A 20,739-nucleotide genomic window follows, 5' to 3' on the forward strand; every position below is an offset into this window, starting at 1 on the left:
CGAACCCAAGTCAATACAAAAGCGAGCTGCGTTCTTTGCTGACAGAGAATTTTTCTATTATCGGTTAATTGTCAAAAACGAAAAATCGGTATCAGTTTAGTATAAAATCTAGCTCAATAATAATGGACAAACCGCATAATTATTGGACGTTGATAGGCTAACGCGCCTGCTAAATCCGAGCGACTGCTCTTGATAGCGTAATCAACTAAGCTATCAAATCACGCCGCCGCGCTATCCGCTCCCGCGCAGTCAATTCACTGCCGCACCACAACACCGGCCGCTCTAACCATTTTTGAATAAACGCCCAAGATGCCGCATAGCCATCATGCGGCAGACGACAGGCGGTACAATCCTTGCGCGGCATTCCATAGGCATCGGTATACACTCGATATGGCCCCGGACAGTCATACGCAATCAACGGGCAATAACAAAATAAGCAGTTAAATGCCCGTTTTACTCCAGTATGACAGGGATAAAACGGGCAATCACGGTTCGTAAAACCTTTGTAGGCAATATGAGCCGTGGTGTTTTGAGGGTGCATCAGGCGGCAGTCAGCTCGATTAACACTTCATCGGGATTAACCGCTTCGCCTTTGCTCACATACACCGCTGTCACAGTGCCAGTAATTGGCGCCTGAATTTCGGTTTCCATTTTCATCGCTTCGGTGACAATCAGCGGCTGACCGGCAATCACCGTATCACCGTCTTTTACCAGCACATCGACGATATTACCCGGCATCGATGTTGTGACATGCCCAGGTTGACTCGGCTTAGGTCGCTTGCCGCTAATAGCACGCGGGCCACTCGCCGCACCGCCGCCAGTGAGCACTAATTCATCGAGCGTTTCGACGACCACTTCTTCGGGAATATCGTCGATGGTGAAATAAAAATGACGCTCGGCTTGTCCTTTATGTCCCGCACCCGTCACCTTAATGTGATAGGTCTCGCCGTGAACATTGATATTAAATTCCGTCGGCGCAGCCTTCGCCGGCGCACTCGCATTCGGCGATGGTTCGAGCGGTTCGGGTATCAGCGTCCCCTCGGCGCGTTGTTCTAAGAAACTGCGCCCAACTTCGGGGAACATTGCATACGTCAATACATCGTCATCTGACAGCGCCAGCGGCCCGATTTCGTGCGTCAGGCGCTCCAATTCCGGCTTGAGCAGATCGGCCGGGCGGCAGTCGATCAGATCTTCATTGCCGATGGCCTGCTGTTGCAGCGTCGGATTGACTGCCGCTGGAGCCGCGCCATAGCGCCCCTGTAGATAGAGTTTGACTTCGTTGGTGATGGTCTGATACCGCTTTTCGGTCAGGACGTTGAATACCGCCTGTGTGCCGACAATCTGCGAAGTCGGCGTCACCAGCGGCGGATAGCCGAGATCTTGACGCACACGCGGGATTTCTTCGAGCACGGCGCTCATGCGGTCGAGCGCGTTCTGTTCTTTTAATTGATTGGCGAGATTCGAGATCATGCCGCCCGGTACCTGATTGATCTGTACGCGGGTATCGACGCCGGTAAATTCGCTCTCAAATTGATGATATTTTTTGCGAATTTGATAAAAATACATCCCGACTTCTTGAATCGCTTCCAGATTCAATCCGGTATCATATTCAGTCCCGCGCAATGCCGCGACGATACTTTCAGTCGGTGGATGCGAGGTGCCGCCAGCCAGTGACGAGATCGCGGTATCGAGTGTGTCACAACCGTTTTCAATCGCTTTCAGGTGACACATATCGGCCAAGCCTGAGGTCGCATGTGAATGCAAATGCAGCGGTAAATTCACACTGTCCTTGAGCGCCTTGACCAGTTCCGCCGTCGCAAAGGGGGTTAATAATCCCGCCATATCTTTGATGGCAATGGAATCACACCCCATCGCCGCCAATTCGCGCCCCAATTGAACAAATCCGGCGATGGTGTGAACCGGACTGACGGTATAGCAAATCGTGCCTTGGGCGTGTTTATCGGCAGCTTTCGTAGCCTCAATTGCAGTTTTGAGATTGCGTAGATCGTTGAGCGCATCAAAGATGCGGAATACGTCCATGCCGTTATCCGCTGCCCGCTTCACAAATGCTCGCACTACATCATCAGAATAATGACGATAGCCGAGCAGATTTTGCCCACGTAGCAACATCTGCAAGCGCGTGTTCGGCAGCGCCTCGCGCAATTGCCGCAGACGCTCCCAGGGATCTTCTTTCAGAAAGCGCACACAGGCATCAAAGGTCGCGCCGCCCCAGCACTCCAGCGACCAGTAGCCAATCGCGTCGAGCTTCGGACAGATCGGCAACATATCCTCGGTACGCATCCGTGTGGCGAGCAGAGATTGATGCGCGTCGCGCAGGATGACATCAGTAATGTGGATTTTTGGCATCGTTTGGTCTCAAAATCGGTCAGTTCGGCGAGCCGGTACGCAGTCGCCCGCATGATTAGGTGGCGCGGAGTCAGTCGAGTTGGCGCGGAAACTGTGGAGCCAGCGTTGACTGGGGTTGCTCGCCGGCTGGCGTGAAAAAGCGTAACGCGCCGCTGTCGTCGCACTGCCAGACTTCCAGCGCACCAGCAGCAAAATACAGCGTTCGTTTAGTGGCCATTTCGCGCTCAGTCTTGCTATTGAAGAGCACTTCAATGCAGATTTCTGGCGCAAGTCGTTGATCGGCTAAGAGTTGCGCTTCGCGGTCGCGAGAATACCAGACCACATCCGGTGTTTTGGTGCCCGAATCCGTATCGACGGCAAATTCTGGTGCCGTGCGACCCTGTGGCAAACACTGCCGCAAACACCATTCGATCTCGCCTTGCCAGATCGCGTGGCGACGTTTATGCGGTGACATAACCAGTTGTCCGTATTCGTTGGTCTCGATCTTGTAAGGCAAATCTTTAAGCGCCGGATCGGTGATAACGTCTGACCACTGCATGATGACAGTCTCCAGCAATCCGCTACAGCCCAGCGTGCGCGGCAATCGCGGCGGCAATCGCGGCGGCAATATCCTCGCGGCGACGCTTCGTTGAATAATTCAACAATTCGGGATGCGACTCTAAAAAGCCGGTATTAAAGTTGGCAGCGCGGAAATCGGGATGACGCAGAATCTCCTGATAAAACGGAAGCGTCGTTTTGACCCCATAGACGCCCATATCGCGCAACGCCCGACAGCCGCGATTGACCGCATCCTCCCAATCCAGCGCCCAAACAATGAGCTTGGCCAGCATCGAATCGTAATAAGGCGGCACATTGTAGCCGGTATAAATGGCCCCATCGGTTCGCACACCCGGGCCGCCGGGCGCGTAATAGCGCGAGATGCGCCCAAAACTCGGCAAAAAGTTGTTTTTGGGATCCTCAGCATTGACGCGGAACTGGATCGCAAAACCGCGCCGCTGAATCTGATCCTGACGGTAGCGCAGCGGCAGCCCAGCGGCGACGCGGATCTGTTCCTCGACCAGATCAACGCCGGTGATCGTCTCAGTGATGGTATGCTCGACCTGAATGCGGGTGTTCATCTCCATGAAATAAAACCGCCCGTCGGCGTCAAGCAAAAACTCCACCGTTCCGGCGTTGGTATAGCCGACCGACCGCGCCGCGAGCACCGCTAAACCGCCGACATATTGACGCTGGGCATCATCCAGTTGCGGAGAGGGGGCGATCTCGATTAACTTTTGATTGCGCCGCTGAATCGAGCAGTCGCGCTCGAACAGATGGATGCAGTGGCCATGATGATCGGCGAGCACCTGGACTTCGATGTGCTTGGGATTGACCACGCACTTTTCCAAAAACACCTCAGCGCGGCCAAAGGCTTTGGTGGCTTCGGAGATCACGCGCTCGTAGTTGTGGCGCAGCGCGGCGGCATCATCGCAGCGACGAATGCCACGCCCACCGCCGCCGGAGGTCGCCTTGAGCATGACCGGATAGCCGATGGTGTCGGCGTACGCGAGCGCCTCGTCGAGACTATCCAGATTGCCCGGGCTGCCGGGGGTGACTGGCACGCCGACTTTTTGCATCGCTTGGCGAGCGGCGGTTTTATCACCCATGCGGGCGATGACCTCGGCATTGGGGCCGATAAAGGTGATCCCGCGTCGGGCGCAGGTCAGCGCCAACTCAGGGTTTTCGGACAAAAAGCCGTAGCCCGGATGCACAGCATCACAGCCGGTCATCACCGCGAGGTTGACGATGTTATGAACGTTGAGATAACCGGCGACTGGATCGCTACCCAAGCTGTAGGCTTCGTCGGCCTTTTTGACATGGAGCGAGTGACGGTCGGCTTCGGAATAGATGGCCACCGAGCGAATGCCCAGTTCGGCACAGGCGCGGATGATGCGCACAGCGATCTCGCCGCGGTTGGCGATTAGGATCTTACGGAGCATAAGTTGATCTCTAAAAACGGCTGGCCGTAATATGGCGTTGGCAAGCCGAATCACGTCGGCTCGCAATGAATGCTGTTACGCAGCAATATAGCGGAAGTGGGCTGATCTGCAAAGCAATTGCTGAATATGGTAGTTGCGTTATGTCACTTATTGAGTAAAAATTCTAATCATTTAACTCAATTTGAGCTAAACTGAAAACATGACTAATCACTATTGGATTCTAAATATCGCAGATGGCGTGCGAATTTGTGTGCAGCCTGATCTACGCTTGATGACAACCTATGTGTTATTAGAACAAGAAGATTGGTTTGAACAGGAATTGCCGTTTTTGCGGAAACTTGTTAAGCCAGGTATGGGAATTATTGATATTGGAGCCAATCATGGCGTTTATACTTTAAGCCTTGCTAAACGCTTAAACGGACAAGGACTCGTCATGGCATTCGAGCCTGCAACTGTACCAGCGGCTTTGTTACAACAAAGCATACAAGAAAATAATTTTAACTCCGTTATTAAATTATATCAATTAGGATTATCCGATCACGATGGTCAAGCAAATTTATATATTGATACGAACAGTGAGCTTAACTCACTTTGTAAGACATCTTCAGCTAATTCCGCAACTGAAACAGTACGTCTGACAACGCTGGATGCTTTAATTAAAGCAGATGCTTGGCCAACGCAGTTTACTATTGACTTAATTAAGCTAGATGCTGAAGGTGAAGAAATACGGATTTTAAATGGTGGCGTGCAGTTTTTTTCTGAGCATGATCCGCTTGTCATGTTTGAATGGAAGCATGGAAACATACCTAATACTGGATTACTAGAAGCTTTTAATAAACTTGGCATGGATTGTTATCGTTTAATACCCGGGCTTTCAGCATTAATTCCAGTTGCCTTTGATGAAGTTTTGGATAGTTATCAGCTTAATTTGTTTGCTTGTAAACCAAGTTGTGCAGCACGTTTGCGAGCAAATGGCTACTTGCTGAGCGCAGAAGATTTAACAACATCTGCTTTGCCGCCAATCGTAACTTGGCCGCAAGTGCTTGAACAATTACCTTACGTTGCTGCCGTTAATCCAAACGGACACACAATTCAAGCTTGGCAAGCTGTTGATCATGGTCAAGATCAGCTATGGCAAGCGTATGAACTCGCATTAAATGCCTACCTAAGCTCAAAGTGTTTAGATCAACCATTGCCGCAACGTTGGGCATGGTTTAAGCAAAGTCGCACGCTACTAGAAAACTTGGCAACAGCCGGTAGTCTACATTTAGCTGTGTTGATATTGCATATTCGAGCTTTATATGATGAAGGCTTGCGTACAGCCGCTGTTGAGCTAAACAGCTCTTTATTAAAATTACTGCAAACTGGTTTGCAGGCACGTATCGATTGGCCGTTCTTACCTTTATTAGCCGAATATGAACAGCATTCACCGCAAGGTTTAGATGCTTGGCTACATGCGCAAATTGTGGAAAGTTTTGAAAGATACTCTACCTATTCATCGTACTTTAAAACTGATAATCAATGGTTGCAATATGTATCTGAAAATCCTAATCGCTCACCGCAAATGGAGCGCCGCCGCATATTAGTTTCGTTAAAAAATGGCAGAAAAATCAATTTAAATGCTACAAGTATTTTAAACATTGCGCAGCAAACTCCCAATCACCTTAATGTTGATTGGTGGCAGTTGTTATTACAAAATCAAAACAATAATCCATCTCAAAATAATTTAAAGAAAATTACTCAGTTTTTTATTAACGACTTAAAAAAATCTCACATTCAAATTTTAGATGTTGGCGCAGCAAGTTTTGGCCGTTTTACAGAACCCTATGCAGAAATTATGCAAGCTGGAATTACGCAAGTTTTAGGATTTGAACCAAATTTGGAGCAATGTGAACACTTAAATAAGCTTTATCGAAGTGATGCTCGGTATCGTTATTTACCGCAATTTGTTGGATCAGGAAAATCTGCAACATTCTACGAAACTAATTGGTCAATGACTGGTTCGCTGTTCAAGCCAAACACCGCTTTACTCCAACGTTTTGAAAACTTAGATGAGCTGGTTAGACTGAAAAACACTCACTCTGTTAAAACAGTAAAAATTGCTGATTTATCAGAAATTCAAGATATTGATCTTATTAAAATCGATGTACAAGGAGCGGAACTAGATGTTTTTCAAGGAGCCGAAGATCACCTTAATCAAGTACTTGTAATCTGGACTGAAGTTGAGTTTGTGCCGTTATATGAAAATCAGCCATTATTTTCTGAAGTTGAGCTTTTTCTTCGTGAAAAAGGTTTTTTGTTACATAGCTTTGATGGTATTGCGAGTAGACGATTTAAGAAATTTTCGCAATCTGGCAGTGTAGCCGCTGTTGGACGCTCTCAAGCTTTATGGTCTGATGCTATTTTTGTGCGCGACTTCAGGACGCTTGAACAACTCAGTACACTTAAACTGAAAAAATTAGCAATCTTGCTTGATCAAGTCGTAAAGTCTTATGATTTTTGTTATGAGGTTTTACTTCTTATCGATCAAAGAGAAAATAAAAACTATGCAAAAGATTATTTGCTGAGCCTTTCTTGAAGTTGCATCCTAATGATAAACACAGATCTAACAAAATCAATTCTTGAGAAAGCAGCTGCTTATCATCAAAGTGAGCAATTTAAGTTAGCAGAAAAACTGTATTGGTCTATTTTAGAGCGCGAAAAAAATTGTTCTGAGGCGCATTTAAATCTAGGAATTTTAGCACTGGAAACAAATCGTTTTGAGATTGGTTTAGAGCATTTAAAACAAGCTTTAGAAATTGAACCAAGTAATGGTAACTATTGGTTTGCTTTAGCGCAAGGATTTTTTATTGCAAAACAAAATGAAAACGCATTAATTGTTATTGAGCGTGCTAAATCATTAGGATTCAACACTTCAGAGATACAAGAACTACTAGATTTGGTTAAAAAAAATATTACTAGTAATCGATCTAACGTAGATGTTGCCAAACTTATACCATCTACACGAAAAAAAATGTTGTTTCAATTACTTCGGCTTAAAAAATTCGATGCTGCACAAGTTCAAGCTTATCAACTTATCGAAAAATATCCCGATGATGTTCTGGGATGGAAAGTATTAGGAACATTATTAGTACATAAAAACGATATTAATCAAGCAAAATTTTTTTTAGAGCGTGCGCTTCAAATTAACTCAAGTGATGCTGAAATATTAAATAGCTTAGGACAAGTTTATCAAAACTTAAAGCAATATGATAAAGCTTTGGAATGTTACCAAGCAGCCACGCTTTTGCGCCCTGACTTAGCTGAAACTTGGTTTAACCAAGGTCAATCTCAACAATATTTAAAACAATATCAAGCAGCAATTAAAAGCTATTCCAAAGCCATTTTATGCCGTCCTAAATATATAAAAGCACATGGAAATTTGGCAGCACTATTTTTACAACTAGGCCAACCTGAAAATGCATTAGATATTTACAATAAATTGTTAAAAATTTCGACTACACAAGAAGAAAAATCAGATATTTTTTATAGCCAAGCAATTGCTTTATCAGAACTAGGGCGTTTAAATGAAGCACTAAAAAGCTTAGACAACGCATTATCAATCAAACCAAAATTTGCTGCTGCGATTACTAATCGCAGTAATATACTGACTGCCCAAGGTTGCCCAGAAGAAGCACTTAAAGGTTTTGATTTTGCACTGACAATTCAGCCTGATTTAATGGTTGCCCAGCAAAATCGTTTGATGTGTTTAAACTATATTTCTGATATTTCAATAGAACGGATTATCAGCGAACATGTTGCTTTTGGAGTTTTTTTAGAAAAACAGAGTAAGCGTTTACCAAATAAAGAACGTGACATAAATCCAAATAAACGACTGCGTCTTGGTTTTGTATCTGGTGATTTTCGGCAACATCCAGTCATTTTTTTCTTACTGCCAGTTTTAGAGCATTTTGATAAAAAAAACTTTGAAATTTATTGCTACTCAACATCACATATTGAAGACATATATACAACAAAATGTAAAAATTTAGTCGATCATTGGTTGCAAGCAGATACAATAGATCAGCATGAGCTTGCCGATTGTATTTATAATGACAGCATTGATTTGTTAATTGATCTGAGTGGGCATACAAGCAGTAATGCTTTAGCTGTATTTGCAGCTAAGCCGGCCCCTATACAAATTACTTGGCTTGGTTATCCTAATATCACTGGTTTAAAATCTATTGATTATCGTTTAGTTGATCAATTTACAGATCCACTAAAAAAATCTGATGTGCTACATTCTGAACGCTTAATTCGATTGCCTCAAAGTTTTTTGTGTTATCGTCCGTGGATTTTGCTTGATCCTTTGCCAGTTGCTTTAGCGCCCTATACAAAAAATGGTTATATTACGTTTGGATCTTTTAATAATCTAGCTAAAATTTCATCAGTCACTCTTAAGCTTTGGGTTGATATACTACTTAATGTTCCAAATTCCCGATTAAAATTAAAAAGCAGCTTAGTTTCTGAACAAGAAACTTGGACTAGGTTAGTAAAATATTTTGCAACACATAATATTAAAAATGAACGTTTAGAAATTCAAATGCGAACTCAAAATTATCAGGAGCACTTAGAAGCTTACAATGAAATTGATATTGCACTCGACACTTTTCCTTATAATGGAACAACTACAACTTGCGAAGCATTACTTATGGGTGTTCCTGTTATTAGTCTCGCTGGAGATCGTCATGCTTCGCGTGTTGGTGCGAGTCTTTTAAACCAAGTGGGTTTATTTAAACTTATCGCAAATTCACAAGAAGAGTATATTCGAATTGCCAAAGATTTAGCCGCTAACAAAACTTTTTTGACCCAGTTACGAAAAGAATTACGTGAGCGTTTAGAGCATAGTTCTTTGTGTGATGAAGTTGGTTTTACGCAAACACTCGAAACTACTTTGCGTCATATGTGGCATCTTTGGTGCGCGGGTAAGCAACCAGAACCATTTAATGGTGATACATCAAATTTTGTATCAAAAAAAACACATTTTTGTTCGTTACCCCAAAACAAAATTTTAAAATATCATCAAACACAATCACCTTCTCTATCCCAGCAAGATTTAATTATTAACTTATTTAATCAAGAACAATATGACAAAGCAGAAAGCACTGCTCGTCAAATAATTGAAACGTATCCCAAAGACAAATTGGCTTGGAAAATTCTTGGCGCTATACTTGTTAAAACAAATCGTTTTCAAGAAGCACTTACAATTTTATTAGAAGCTAACCGTATCGCCCCTAATGATTCAGTATGCATTAATTCACTTGGTTCAGCCTTGCATAACCTGAAAAGATTTAAGGAAGCTTTAAAGTGTTTTCGGCGTGCTATTGAAATAGATCCAAATTATGCGCTAGCGTACAACAACTTAGGAACTGTACTTGGTGATCTTGGAAAACATCAAGAAGCATTAAATTACTATTCTAAAGCTTTAGAAATTTCCCCCCAAACACCTGAATTTTATTGTAATAAAGGACTTGCACTACATTTTTTAAGGCGTATTGAAGAATCACTTACGGCTTTTGAAGAAGCACTTAAATATGATCCTAATCATGTCGACGCTTTAAACAAACGCGGAGTTCAGTTAGCACTTATTGGACGTTATCAAGAAGCGATAAACAGTTACGATGCTGCATTAGCTATAAAGCCTGATATGGTTTATGCTTTAAATAATCGTAGCAATTTATTAAAAGATCAAGGTCTTTTGTTGGAAGCATATGAAGGTTATACCAAAGCCATATATATCAATCCTAATTTGCGCGAAGCTTGGCATAATCGTTTGTTTTGCATTAATTACCGCTCAGATCTATCAAGAGAGCAAATCTTTGAAGCACACTGCGAATTTGAATTAAAGCAAGCCACAACAATAGCTCGGTTGCCAGAACCTATCCATGTTAATCGCGATCCTGAGCGATGTTTACGTTTAGGGTTTGTTTCCGGTGATTTTCGGCAACACTCGGTTTCATTTTTTTTGCAAGCTGTTTTAGAACAACTTGATCGTCAGCAATTTGAAATATTTTGTTATATGACTAGTCGCTACTCCGATCAACGGACATGCACATTTCAAGCTTTAGCAGATTCTTGGATTGAGGCCGGACAATTAAATATGTCTGATTTAGCAAATCGCATTCGATCAGATAATATTGACATTCTTTTTGATCTAAGTGGTCACACCGAAGATAATGCCCTGTTAGCATTTGCAGCTAAACCAGCACCAATACAAATTAGTTGGATTGGTTATCCTAATACAACAGGATTATCAGCGATGGATTATCGTTTAGTTGATGACATTACTGATCCATTTAATGAAGCTGATACATATCACTCAGAATCGCTTATTAGATTACCGCATGGTTTTCTTTGTTATCGTCCACAGGACGCTGCGATTAATATATCCGTCGAATCATTACCTTGCTTAAACAATGACTTTATAACTTTCGGCTCTTTTAACACGTTAGCTAAAGTAACATCTTTGACACTCGATATTTGGAGTCAAATTCTATTGGTGATTCCGAATAGTCGTTTATTACTAAAGAATCCACGCGCTAAAGATGCTGCTATTTGGAATCAAGTAATAGCGCAATTTGCTAAACGTGGTATTTCAATGGAACGATTAGAATTACTTGGACGTGTTGATTCGCATATTGAACATTTGCAGCAATATCATCGTATGGATATCGCTCTTGATACCTTTCCTTACAATGGAACTACAACAACTTGCGAAGCGTTATTTATGGGTGTTCCAGTTATTACCTTAGCTGGAGATCGTCATGCAGCACGAGTTGGAAAAAGTTTGTTGACTCAAGTTGGTTTAACAGACTTTATTGCGGATTCACCAGAACATTATGTCCAAATTGCAACTTATTGGGCAAGTAATCGTTGTGAGTTGAGCAACTTACGTGCCGGATTACGGGAACGGCTTGAACATAGCCCATTACGCGATGAGGTAGGTTTTACGCGAACTCTTGAAAAAGTTTTGCGTCAAATGTGGTGTTTATGGTGTGCAGGTAAGTCGCCACAGGTGTTTGAAGTGTATCCATAAATTTGCTGTCTGATTAAATATTATGTCTCAACGCTTTCATATTCAGCTAACGGAGCTTACGGGTGTTGTTGTTATTGAACGCCAGTCGATTACTGATGAGCGGGGTTGGTTCGAGCGGGTATTTTGTGCTGATGAGTTAGCAGCATTCACAGGCGGTCAACCTATCGTGCAGGTCAATCGGAGTGTTACGCATCGACGGGGAACTGTCCGTGGGCTGCATTATCAATGTCCACCTCATACTGAAATTAAAATAGTGATGTGTTTGCGTGGTGAAATTTTTGATGTTGCCGTTGACGTGCGTGCTGAATCACCAAGTTTTTTAACATGGCACGGCGAACGCCTTACGGCTGGCGATGGACGCATGTTGGTGATTCCTCAAGGTTGTGCGCATGGTATTCAAACATTAACTGATGATGCGGAATTGCTTTATTTTAATACAACAGCGTATGCGCCTGATTATGAAGCTGGATTAAATCCAGAAGATAGCCAACTTGCAATTGCTTGGCCTTTGCCGATTACTGAACTCTCATCGCGTGATCGTGCGCATCCTTTTATTGACTCGCAGTTTTTAGGTTTGCAACTGTAACTGCAATAACAAATTGTTACATGAACAAAATATTACATGACGTTGACTTTTATGCTTGGACACAGCAGCAAATTGATTTGCTCAAAATGCGACGCTGGTCAGAAGTTGACCTTGAAAGTTTGATTGAAGAGTTAACCAGCATGGGTGCAGGCGAGCGTCGAGAACTCATCAATCGATTGGCAGTATTGTTAGCGCATTTACTGAAATGGCAATATCAACCATCGTTTCGCGGTCGCAGTTGGCAGCTCACACTTAAAGAACAGCGTCGTCAATTACAGCGGTTGTTACGTGATAATCCAAGTTTACAGGTGCGATTGTGCGATTTTGTTACTGACGCTTATGGGGATGCGATGCTCTTAGCCGCTAAAGAAACTGGATTGGACGAAAATATGTTTCCCGATAGTTGCCCATATTCAGAAATGGATATTTTGAACCCACTATTTTATCCAGATTAACATTGTGAAACCTAGCACAACATTACGTTTTGCTGTGACGGGTGCAAGCGGGTTTCTTGGCCGTCATGTCGTTCAATACTGTCTTAACAATAATTTGGAATGCGTTGTCAGTGGGCGTAATTCACTGGCTCAAGATAGTCGCTGTCGTTTTGTAGCTTTAGATATTACTCATCCGCCGCCTGATGCTTTTGAACAACTCGGCTGTCCAGATGTACTGATTCATTTGGCGTGGAATGGTCTGCCAAATTATCATTCACGCCAGCATTTTGAGCGCGAATTGTTACATCAATATCGTTTTTTGCAATGCTTAATTGACGCGGGATTACCCAAGCTAGTTGTAGCTGGTACCTGTTTTGAGTATGGTTTACACAGTGGCGCACTTTTGGAGCAAATGCCGACAAATCCTTGTACGGCGTATGGTTTAGCGAAGGATACGCTACGCCGTCAACTGACGTTTTTGACGGCTAACACAACAACGACCTTAATTTGGGCGCGGTTGTTTTATCTCTGGGGTGCTGGTCAGGCGGCTAGTTCGCTGTATTCGCAACTCCTAGCAGCAGCTCAACGCGGTGAGTCTGTATTCAAGATGTCGGGCGGCGAGCAATTACGCGATTATTTACCTGTCACTGAAGCAGCGCGGTATTTGGTGAACTTGGCTATACATCCATGTGCTTTTAATCTAGTGAATCTTTGTTCTGGGCGTCCAATCGCGGTGCGCAGTTTGGTTGAACACTGGATTACCACGCACGGTTTAGCGATTAGTCCTCAACTGGGCTGCTATCCCTATCCCGACTATGAGCCGTTGGCGTTTTGGGGAGATGCATCGCGGCTTCAGCAGATTTTTTCCGTCTAAAACACTCAAGTTTTTGTCTGTGCGGTCGATAGCTCTCTCAACATGCGCCGCGACTCGCTTCAGTGCCGAGCGCAATAGTCCGTCAAGATGCCAATGGTGCCCGTTTGAACACCAACATTGACCAAATTCCGACGCCCGTTCAACTTAAGACGCTGATTGGTCGTCGTACCGTTCACATCTGGGGCGCACGGCATGACGGATATGCTGCCTATCAGGTGTTGCAGCGTCATCAACTTGATACACACGCTTTTATTGATTCCAGCTTGGCATTACAAGGGCAGCAGGTATTTGGTAAAGCAATCCAATTGCCTGACGTGTTTTTTGCTACCGCTACCCCGCAATCAGCGTTTATTTTGATCGCCTCGGGATTTCATGCTGATGCGATTGTTGAACAATGTCAGCAGTATGGTTTTATACTTGGACGCGATGTTATTATTCAAGGTGATTTAAGGCTGTTTAATTATCAAGTTGATATTGCTGGAAGCTGTAATCTGCGCTGTATTTCTTGTCCGCGTGGTAATTTTGATACCCATCGTCCGAAGGGGTTTATGTCGGCAACCGTGTATCGGGCGCTGATTGAGAAAATTTTACATGACGATCCTTATACCGGCATTATCACGCTGTATAACTGGGGTGAGCCGCTGCTCAATCGTGAATTGCCGGACATTCTCGCTATCACCCATGAATACGGGTTGTTATCCGCTTTATCGAGCAATCTGAGCTTTAAACTGGATTTTGAGCCAGTGATTGCCGCCCGTCCCACTTGGTTCCGAATCTCAGTGTCTGGCTGGGAAGATCGCTATGAGATCACGCATACCGGCGGTAATTGGACGCGGTTGATGGAGAATGTACGGCGTCTCGCCAAGTATCGCGATCAGCATCATCCTGAACTGCTAGTCGAAGTGTTCTATCACATCTATAACCATAACCGCGATGACATTCTGCGCTGGCAGGCGCTGTGCGATGAACTAGGGTTTATGCTACGCTATCGCCATGCGGCTCTGGCCCCATTGGATAATATTGAAGCGATTTTGGATGGGCGTCCGGTCAACGAGCGCGTGCAGCAGACGATGGCGCTACAACAGCTTCAGGTCGAAGAAGTTATGCGGTTGGCGCATGCCGAACGTCATCGTCCGTGTTATTACGAGCGCCATCTGTGGATCAATTGGAATCTGGAGCTTGCGCACTGCATGGAGTGGTATCAACCCGATCTCAATCTTGTGCCCGGGAGTTTTATGGATACGACCCCGGCACAATTGATTGCGGCCCGCGAAGCGAGTGAGTTTTGCGCTCGTTGCAAAGAACGCGGCATTCATCGTTGCTTTATTGTTTATAGCGACGAGCGGCTAATTGCCGAACGCGACAGCTTACCGTCTACTGTTGGAGCGGTCTGATATGGACTGGAATCAGCAACGACTTGCTGATGCCTTTGGCGCTCGTGCCGTGTGGATTTGGGGCGCGATGATTGTTGGGCAAGGCGTCTGCCGAGCATTACAACGCGCCGGATTATCGGTCGCTGGTTTTATTGATTCCAGTCCAGCGATGCAGGGGCAAACCGCGCTGGGCTATCCGGTGTGTGCGCCTGAACCTGTGCTGGAGCAAGCGCAAGCTGGAAATGCTTTTATTGTCATCGGTTCAGGACATCACGATCAAGCGATTGAAGCACATTGCCGTGAGCAGGGATTGATTGCTGAACATGATTATCTGTCTTCGCGCTGGCTGAATGATATTGATCCAAGCATTGATGTTTCTGGTCTGTGCAATTTGCATTGCATTTCTTGTCCGCAGGGTAATCTTAGCGACCGCCCGCCAACCGGTTTTATGGCGCTGGATACCTATAACGCAATTCTCAATAAGTTACTGGCTGAATTGCCGTTTCTTGGCAGTATTCAGTTGTATGCTTGGGGTGAACCGCTGCTCAATCGACAACTACCAGCGATGATTGCGGCGACCCGCGAAGCGCAGGTATTAAGTGCGATTTCGACGAATTTGAAGGCGGCACGGGATTTAGAAGCCGTCGTCGCGGCTCGTCCCGATTGGATCAAAGTGTCGGCATCCGGTTATGGCGAAAGCTACTCTATTGGTCACACCGGCGGCAATTGGGAGCAGTTTTTAGTCAATCTGCGCCAACTTGCGCAATTACGCGAGCAGTATCATCCTGATTTGCAAATTGTCCTGAATTATCATCTGTATCGTCATAGTTTGGGTGCGAGTTATCGGGCAATGCAAGCACTGTGCGATGAATTAAGGCTAATCTTTCGGCCCAACATGGCATATCTCTATTCGCTTGATAATGTGCTTGATTATGTTGAAGGGCGTCCGCTATCTCCTGAAGCGCAACGCACGTTGGAATTGATGCTGCTTGATATTGATAGCGGCTTAGAACGGGCACGCCAGCGTCGCCATTTGCCCTGCCCTGAAGAACGCTGTTTGCCGATCAACTGGGATGGTCGCGTGCGGTTTTGTGGTGTTTATTTCAAGCCATTCATTGCCGATGATTTTTTAGCGACGCCCTTGAGTGACATTCTAGCGCGGCGTCAGGGGAGTGCATTCTGCGAGCGTTGCATGAGTCACGGGCTGCATCATTACACAGCTGTGTATCTGGAAGAGCGTATTCTAGATGATGGTTTATGACTGACAGCACACACATCTTAGAGCACCTGCGTTGTGCCGCTGCCAACCGTCCGCTGTGGATCTGGGGAGCGGGTAATCAGGGACGCGGCATTGCATCAGTGTTGCAAGAGCGCGGTATTCCGCTGGATGGCTTTGTCGATCAAGCCGCCGAGCGCCTAGCAACACAGGTTATCGGCTTGCCAGTGGTTGCGCCAACAGCGGTGCTTGCTGTAGCGGCAATGCAACCGCGACCATTTGTAATCGTGGCATCGTGGTTTTTTGAGCAAGAGATTATCGAGCAGCTTCAGGCTGCGGGATATGTTGATTCGGTGGATTTTATCGGCTATTCGCGCCTCAAGCCGGTTGATTACTCGGTCGATATTGTCGGTGTATGCAATCTGAAGTGTTTAGCGTGTCCGCGTGCTAGTCGCGCTCCGGGGCCAGGTAAGCAAGGATTGATGTCACTGGATACCTTCCGTGCGGTGCTAGACAAAATTTTGGCGGAAAGTCCATTTGTCGGTAATCTCCAGTTGTATCAATGGGGTGAGCCGGTGTTGCATCCGCAGTTACCTGAAATCATCACCTATGCCCGCGAGCGCGGAGTATTGTGTGCAATTTCAAGTAATCTCAATGCTGACGTGGACTATGCGCGGATCATTGCGGCGCGACCCGAATGGTTGCGGATCTCAGCATCGGGCTGGGGTACAGCATATGAAATTGCTCACACACGCGGGCGTTGGTCGCAATTTCTCGCTAATTTGCATGAAGTCGCCAGCTTGCGGCGGGCGCTTTATCCGTCGATGAAAATTGAGCTGTATTACCATCTCTATCGGCATAGTGTGGGTGAGGGGCTGGAGCAGTTTCGAGCATTGTGTGAGGAGTTGGACTTGGAATGGCGTCCGATTCCGGCTTATCTGATTTCGCTGGATGATGTGTTGGGCTATTGTGAGGGGCGGCCATTGCCTGAGCCAGCGCGTCAAGCGGTTGAACAGTTGATCGTTAATTTAGATGATGGGCTGGCAGCGGCGTATCAGCAACGACAGTTAGCCTGCGACGTATTACGTTGCGTTAATATTAATTGGGATGCGTCGGTGAGTCAGTGTATGCTTTACTACGACCGTGCGGATAACTGTGTGGCAGCGAATTATCTCGACATATCACTGGAGCAAATTCAGACGCAGCGTCATCGTGCGGCCTTGTGTCAGCGGTGTGCTGGATTTGGCTTGCATCGTTATTGTGCCGCCTATGCGCAGATGGCTATTCCAACGGATCGAGTTAAGGCGTCGTAATGGTGCGAGTATTACATCTTGCGCCGCACTATGGCGGCGGTGTTGGCACCGTGATGCGGGCGTTTTTAGTCGATAGTCAGCGTATCGGCGGTTATGGGCATCGTTTAGCGTGTTTGGAAGCGGCAAGTAATGGAACGCAAGCGTGGGCGGCGCAATTGGGTATTGATTTAGCGGATCGGTTGCATTGGAATGAGGCGGCGTTACGACAGTTATTAAATGAAGCGGATATCGTGCATATACACTGGTGGCATCATCCGTTGCTCAATGCGTTCATGTATCGTAATGATTTGCCGCCGTTTCGTTGTGTATTGTGGACGCATGTTAATGGTCATTATGCGCCACAGAATTTTCCGTTAGGGTTAGCTGATTATCCAGATGTATTGGTATTAGCAACGTCTTGGAGTTTACAGGCTCCGACGTTAGCTGACGCTGTGGCGCAGGGGCGGGATATTCGCGTTGTGCGCAGTACTGCGGGGTTGCCAACTATGCTGCCGCGTGTTGAGCGTGGTGATGCGCCGATACGGGTGGGCTATGTTGGTACCGTCGATCCAATTAAGATGCACCCGGATTTTATGCAGTTGTGTCTAGCGGCGGAGCTTCCGGGGCCTGTTGTAGTAGCTGGTGGGCCGAGGCATGAAGCACTACGGGCGGCAGCGCAAACGATTGATGCAGCAGATCAATTTGAAATTTTAGGGCCAGTTGCGAATGTGCCAGCGTTAATGAGCCGTTTGGATGTGTTGGCGTATCCGCTCAATCCGCAGCATTATGGAACTGGGGAGCAGGTGTTATTAGAGGCAGTGGCGGCTGGTGTGGTGCCGGTGGTGTTGGGTACAGAAAATGAGCGTGAAACGCTGGAGTTATTAGGGTGTGGTGTGATGACAGATACTGCTACAGATTTTGTGCAGACATTACATCAGGTAGCAACAGATAAATCGTATTTACAGCAAGAACAAATGCGATGTGGGACGCAAGTCAGTGTAGGATTACAGTTAGATACAATGACCGCTGCATGGCATCAAATTTATGTTGAAAGTTCAGATTATACGCCACGCCAGCATAGTTTAAATGATAACAGTCAAGCTGCTTTAAAGCCGCATGAATTATTGTTAGCGGCGTGTCGTGGTACTTCAATATTTGATTTTTATCAAGATTTAATGAACAATCGTCAAATTAAACTTGATGTTTGGCAAGCGATTCCACAAGGCTGTTTTTCAAAAACACGCGGTTCTTGTTTTCACTACGGTACCTTTTTTGATGATGCCGTTTTAGAAAGTGTTCAGCACACAATTACGCAAACTTTAATTCATGAACATTAACACTTTAGCATCCATATCGCTTGAACGTCCGGTTTATTGCTGGGGAGCGGGACGGTATGGTGTAATGGCCCATGATGCACTTCAGAGACATCGTGTAAAAATTGAGGGTTTTATTGATAAAACGATTCAATCATCCTCTGCCAGTACAGTAAAGATTGTTCAACCTGAAGCGTTAGATAGAGAAGTGTTAGATAGATGTAATCGCTGGTTTGTTATTGTAACCAGTATGTTTTTTGAGAACGAAATTGAACATACATTATTAGCAAAAAACTTTGTAAAAAATATTGATTATATATTATATTCCGAGCTTAAACGTTGGAATTTTGAGATTGATATTTCCGGCGTTTGTCAGCTTAAATGTCCAACCTGCCCGAATGGTAACTTTACTGGGCAAGGCTTAACTAAAAACATGATGGAATTTGAGCAATATCGCCAAATTCTCGATAAATTAATCGCTGAAGTAGATTTTTTTCCTGATGTTCAGTTGTATTCTTGGGGCGAGCCGTTACTTAATCCAGCTTTACCCGATATGGTGAATTATGCAGTGAGTCGCGGAATTTCAGTTGGTATCTCATCAAATTTAAACGATATTCGACATTTAGAAAAAACAATTCAGGCTAAACCGGATTGGTTTCGTGTTTCTGTATCAGGAATTGACGACTGGTATAGTCAGATGCATCAAGGTGGATGCTGGAAAAAAGTTGCTAATAATATTGATCAGTTATCTAAACTGAGAAAAATTTATCATCCTGAAATAATTGTCGAAATCAATTACCATCTTTATAAAAATAACAAAAATGATATTGAAACTGTTGCGCAAATATGCAAAAAAAACGATTTCTTATTTAAGGTAAATGCTGCGTATATAGATCCACTTGATATGCTTATTGAGTATGCGGAAGGTCAATCATTGCCAGAAAGCGTAGCTAAAACTGCACAAAAATTAGTATTTGACATTAATGAAGTTTTAAGATATTGCAAAACACACAAATCTAATGATTGTGTACGTGAAAACACGATTGTAATTCACAGTGATGGAACAATTCGTCAATGTCCACATGTTTTTGGTTCTCGGTATTCATTAGATAAAAAAATATTTGATTTATCTATTCAGGAAGTTGCTGATTTATTTATGAAACGTGATATATGTAAACGTTGCAAAAATATAGGACTAAATAACTTTTATGCTCACTTTCTTTCTTATACAGATGCATCAGTAAAATGATAAAAACATCTAATTTCTGGATGCAAGATTTACTGAATTCGCTAGATAAAGCGCATTTTAATCCATCACTTTCTTCGTTAGTCTCTAATTATAATGGTCGCCCATTTGTTATTTATGGTGCGGGGTCGGCTGGAAAGTGTGTCTGTGATACCTTATTAAAGGTTGGTGTAAAACCAGAATTTATATTAGATTCACACGCAAACAACTTACCAAGTCATTATTTAGATATTCCTATTTATTTACCAAATCAACATCACGTAGAAGACTCATGGAAAAAAGAAGCTATAGTGTTAGTTTGTGTTATTCAGGGAACTGAAATACATGATTTAGTTGCTAAAAATCTTACTGAAGATGGCTTTGTTACTATTATACCTTGGATTCAAAAAGCATTTTCTCCTGAGATTATAAAAACTAGTTTAGTTGAGCCACGCTTAGAAAATTTTCAAGAACAAATTTTATTATGTGCTGAATTATTTAAAGATAACTTAAGTCGTGAAACATATTTAAATATAATGACAGCATGTCTCCTTAGATGTTTTGACAACCTTAATTTTTCTGATCCTGAAGAACAATACTTTCCGACAGATATTGAAATGCGAAAAGGATATCAATCATTTATAGATTGCGGTGCTTTTTGTGGTGACACATTTAATAAGCTTGTTGAAAAACGTGGTACTCCGCAAGTTTATATAGCATTTGAACCAGACTATCGGAACTTTTCAATTCTTGCTAAATGTGTTGATTGTTCCGTCCCGTGGGATTATATTCCGAAAAGGAGCTATCCTTTGTTCCAAGCCCGCGAGGCACTGCGCACACTCAGTGATGAGCTGAGGACGACCAAGCGGCGACTGCCGACGACACCATCCGCGACCTGAGGGAACATCTCATCATGAATCTGAACCTACATCGCAACGCCCGCACCACGCCCGCGATTCGTCAGGAGCTACGCGAGTCCACGAAGTCAGAGCGCGAACTGGCACG

General features: G+C 44.5%; 15 protein-coding genes. 11 read left to right on the forward strand and 4 right to left on the reverse strand.

Features of this window, described 5'->3' with window-relative positions; all coding sequences use genetic code 11:
• Positions 1 to 205: 205 nt before the first annotated feature.
• The 4 genes from BLW10_RS11890 to BLW10_RS11905 all read right to left on the reverse strand — a co-directional run bounded on the left by BLW10_RS11890 (position 206) and on the right by BLW10_RS11905 (position 4,346).
• On the reverse strand, positions 206 to 541 hold the full coding sequence (locus BLW10_RS11890; RefSeq protein WP_091334980.1) for a cysteine-rich small domain-containing protein: 336 nt from the start codon (positions 539 to 541) through the stop codon (positions 206 to 208).
• On the reverse strand, positions 541 to 2,367 hold the full coding sequence (gene oadA / locus BLW10_RS11895; RefSeq protein ID WP_091334982.1) for a sodium-extruding oxaloacetate decarboxylase subunit alpha: 1,827 nt from the start codon (positions 2,365 to 2,367) through the stop codon (positions 541 to 543). Before oadA ends, BLW10_RS11890 begins: the two co-directional genes overlap by 1 nt.
• A gap of 70 nt (positions 2,368 to 2,437) precedes the next feature.
• Positions 2,438 to 2,905 carry a Uma2 family endonuclease gene (locus tag BLW10_RS11900; protein WP_091335003.1) on the reverse strand — a complete coding sequence of 156 codons (468 nt, stop codon included), beginning with the start codon at positions 2,903 to 2,905 and terminating at the stop codon, positions 2,438 to 2,440.
• A 22-nt stretch (positions 2,906 to 2,927) separates the two neighbouring features.
• Positions 2,928 to 4,346 (reverse strand): acetyl-CoA carboxylase biotin carboxylase subunit, encoded by a 1,419-nt coding sequence (locus BLW10_RS11905; RefSeq protein WP_091334984.1) that lies wholly within the window; start codon positions 4,344 to 4,346, stop codon positions 2,928 to 2,930.
• A gap of 199 nt (positions 4,347 to 4,545) precedes the next feature.
• On the opposite strand from BLW10_RS11905, the gene BLW10_RS11910 reads away from it, so the two are divergent.
• The 11 genes from BLW10_RS11910 to BLW10_RS13840 all read left to right on the forward strand — a co-directional run bounded on the left by BLW10_RS11910 (position 4,546) and on the right by BLW10_RS13840 (position 20,633).
• Positions 4,546 to 6,924, forward strand: a complete 2,379-nt coding sequence (locus tag BLW10_RS11910) for an FkbM family methyltransferase (RefSeq protein WP_091334986.1) — start codon at positions 4,546 to 4,548, stop codon at positions 6,922 to 6,924.
• A 12-nt stretch (positions 6,925 to 6,936) separates the two neighbouring features.
• Positions 6,937 to 11,421 (forward strand): tetratricopeptide repeat protein, encoded by a 4,485-nt coding sequence (locus BLW10_RS11915; RefSeq protein ID WP_091334988.1) that lies wholly within the window; start codon positions 6,937 to 6,939, stop codon positions 11,419 to 11,421.
• Positions 11,422 to 11,443: 22 nt separating this feature from the next.
• Positions 11,444 to 12,007, forward strand: a complete 564-nt coding sequence (locus tag BLW10_RS11920; RefSeq protein WP_091334990.1) for a dTDP-4-dehydrorhamnose 3,5-epimerase family protein — start codon at positions 11,444 to 11,446, stop codon at positions 12,005 to 12,007.
• A gap of 20 nt (positions 12,008 to 12,027) precedes the next feature.
• The gene (locus BLW10_RS11925; protein ID WP_091334992.1) at positions 12,028 to 12,462 is read left to right on the forward strand and encodes a DUF29 domain-containing protein; all 435 of its coding nucleotides are present in this window, start codon (positions 12,028 to 12,030) and stop codon (positions 12,460 to 12,462) included.
• A 4-nt stretch (positions 12,463 to 12,466) separates the two neighbouring features.
• Positions 12,467 to 13,315: an NAD-dependent epimerase/dehydratase family protein gene (locus tag BLW10_RS11930; protein ID WP_091334993.1), complete on the forward strand. Its 849-nt coding sequence runs from the start codon at positions 12,467 to 12,469 to the stop codon at positions 13,313 to 13,315.
• A gap of 104 nt (positions 13,316 to 13,419) precedes the next feature.
• Entirely contained in the window at positions 13,420 to 14,709 is a 1,290-nt protein-coding gene (locus tag BLW10_RS11935) for a radical SAM protein (RefSeq protein WP_143117067.1), read from the forward strand.
• Position 14,710: 1 nt separating this feature from the next.
• A complete protein-coding gene (locus tag BLW10_RS11940) occupies positions 14,711 to 15,949 on the forward strand; it encodes an LbetaH domain-containing protein (protein ID WP_091334997.1) in 1,239 nt (412 codons plus the stop codon).
• Positions 15,946 to 17,217, forward strand: a complete 1,272-nt coding sequence (locus tag BLW10_RS11945) for a hypothetical protein (protein WP_091334999.1) — start codon at positions 15,946 to 15,948, stop codon at positions 17,215 to 17,217. The genes BLW10_RS11940 and BLW10_RS11945 overlap by 4 nt, the downstream gene beginning before the upstream one ends.
• Entirely contained in the window at positions 17,217 to 18,533 is a 1,317-nt protein-coding gene (locus BLW10_RS11950) for a glycosyltransferase (protein WP_091335000.1), read from the forward strand. Before BLW10_RS11945 ends, BLW10_RS11950 begins: the two co-directional genes overlap by 1 nt.
• Before the next feature lie 64 nt (positions 18,534 to 18,597).
• Positions 18,598 to 19,758 (forward strand): radical SAM protein, encoded by a 1,161-nt coding sequence (locus tag BLW10_RS11955; RefSeq protein WP_143117068.1) that lies wholly within the window; start codon positions 18,598 to 18,600, stop codon positions 19,756 to 19,758.
• A 20-nt stretch (positions 19,759 to 19,778) separates the two neighbouring features.
• A complete protein-coding gene (locus tag BLW10_RS13840) occupies positions 19,779 to 20,633 on the forward strand; it encodes a hypothetical protein (RefSeq protein ID WP_177169062.1) in 855 nt (284 codons plus the stop codon).
• Positions 20,634 to 20,739: the final 106 nt, after the last annotated feature.

It is taken from the genome of Allochromatium warmingii (assembly GCF_900107145.1).
Lineage (GTDB): Bacteria > Pseudomonadota > Gammaproteobacteria > Chromatiales > Chromatiaceae > Thermochromatium > Thermochromatium warmingii.

Bases quoted from the DNA above. Each gene is read 5' to 3' on its own strand.
- BLW10_RS11890 (WP_091334980.1), bottom strand. From the start codon at position 541: ATGCACCCTCAAAACACCACGGCTCATATTGCCTACAAAGGTTTTACG.
- oadA (WP_091334982.1), bottom strand. From the start codon at position 2,367: ATGCCAAAAATCCACATTACTGATGTCATCCTGCGCGACGCGCATCAA.
- BLW10_RS11900 (WP_091335003.1), bottom strand. From the start codon at position 2,905: ATGCAGTGGTCAGACGTTATCACCGATCCGGCGCTTAAAGATTTGCCT.
- BLW10_RS11905 (WP_091334984.1), bottom strand. From the start codon at position 4,346: ATGCTCCGTAAGATCCTAATCGCCAACCGCGGCGAGATCGCTGTGCGC.
- BLW10_RS11910 (WP_091334986.1), top strand. From the start codon at position 4,546: ATGACTAATCACTATTGGATTCTAAATATCGCAGATGGCGTGCGAATT.
- BLW10_RS11915 (WP_091334988.1), top strand. From the start codon at position 6,937: ATGATAAACACAGATCTAACAAAATCAATTCTTGAGAAAGCAGCTGCT.
- BLW10_RS11920 (WP_091334990.1), top strand. From the start codon at position 11,444: ATGTCTCAACGCTTTCATATTCAGCTAACGGAGCTTACGGGTGTTGTT.
- BLW10_RS11925 (WP_091334992.1), top strand. From the start codon at position 12,028: ATGAACAAAATATTACATGACGTTGACTTTTATGCTTGGACACAGCAG.
- BLW10_RS11940 (WP_091334997.1), top strand. From the start codon at position 14,711: ATGGACTGGAATCAGCAACGACTTGCTGATGCCTTTGGCGCTCGTGCC.
- BLW10_RS11945 (WP_091334999.1), top strand. From the start codon at position 15,946: ATGACTGACAGCACACACATCTTAGAGCACCTGCGTTGTGCCGCTGCC.
- BLW10_RS11950 (WP_091335000.1), top strand. From the start codon at position 17,217: ATGGTGCGAGTATTACATCTTGCGCCGCACTATGGCGGCGGTGTTGGC.
- BLW10_RS11955 (WP_143117068.1), top strand. From the start codon at position 18,598: ATGGCCCATGATGCACTTCAGAGACATCGTGTAAAAATTGAGGGTTTT.
- BLW10_RS13840 (WP_177169062.1), top strand. From the start codon at position 19,779: ATGCAAGATTTACTGAATTCGCTAGATAAAGCGCATTTTAATCCATCA.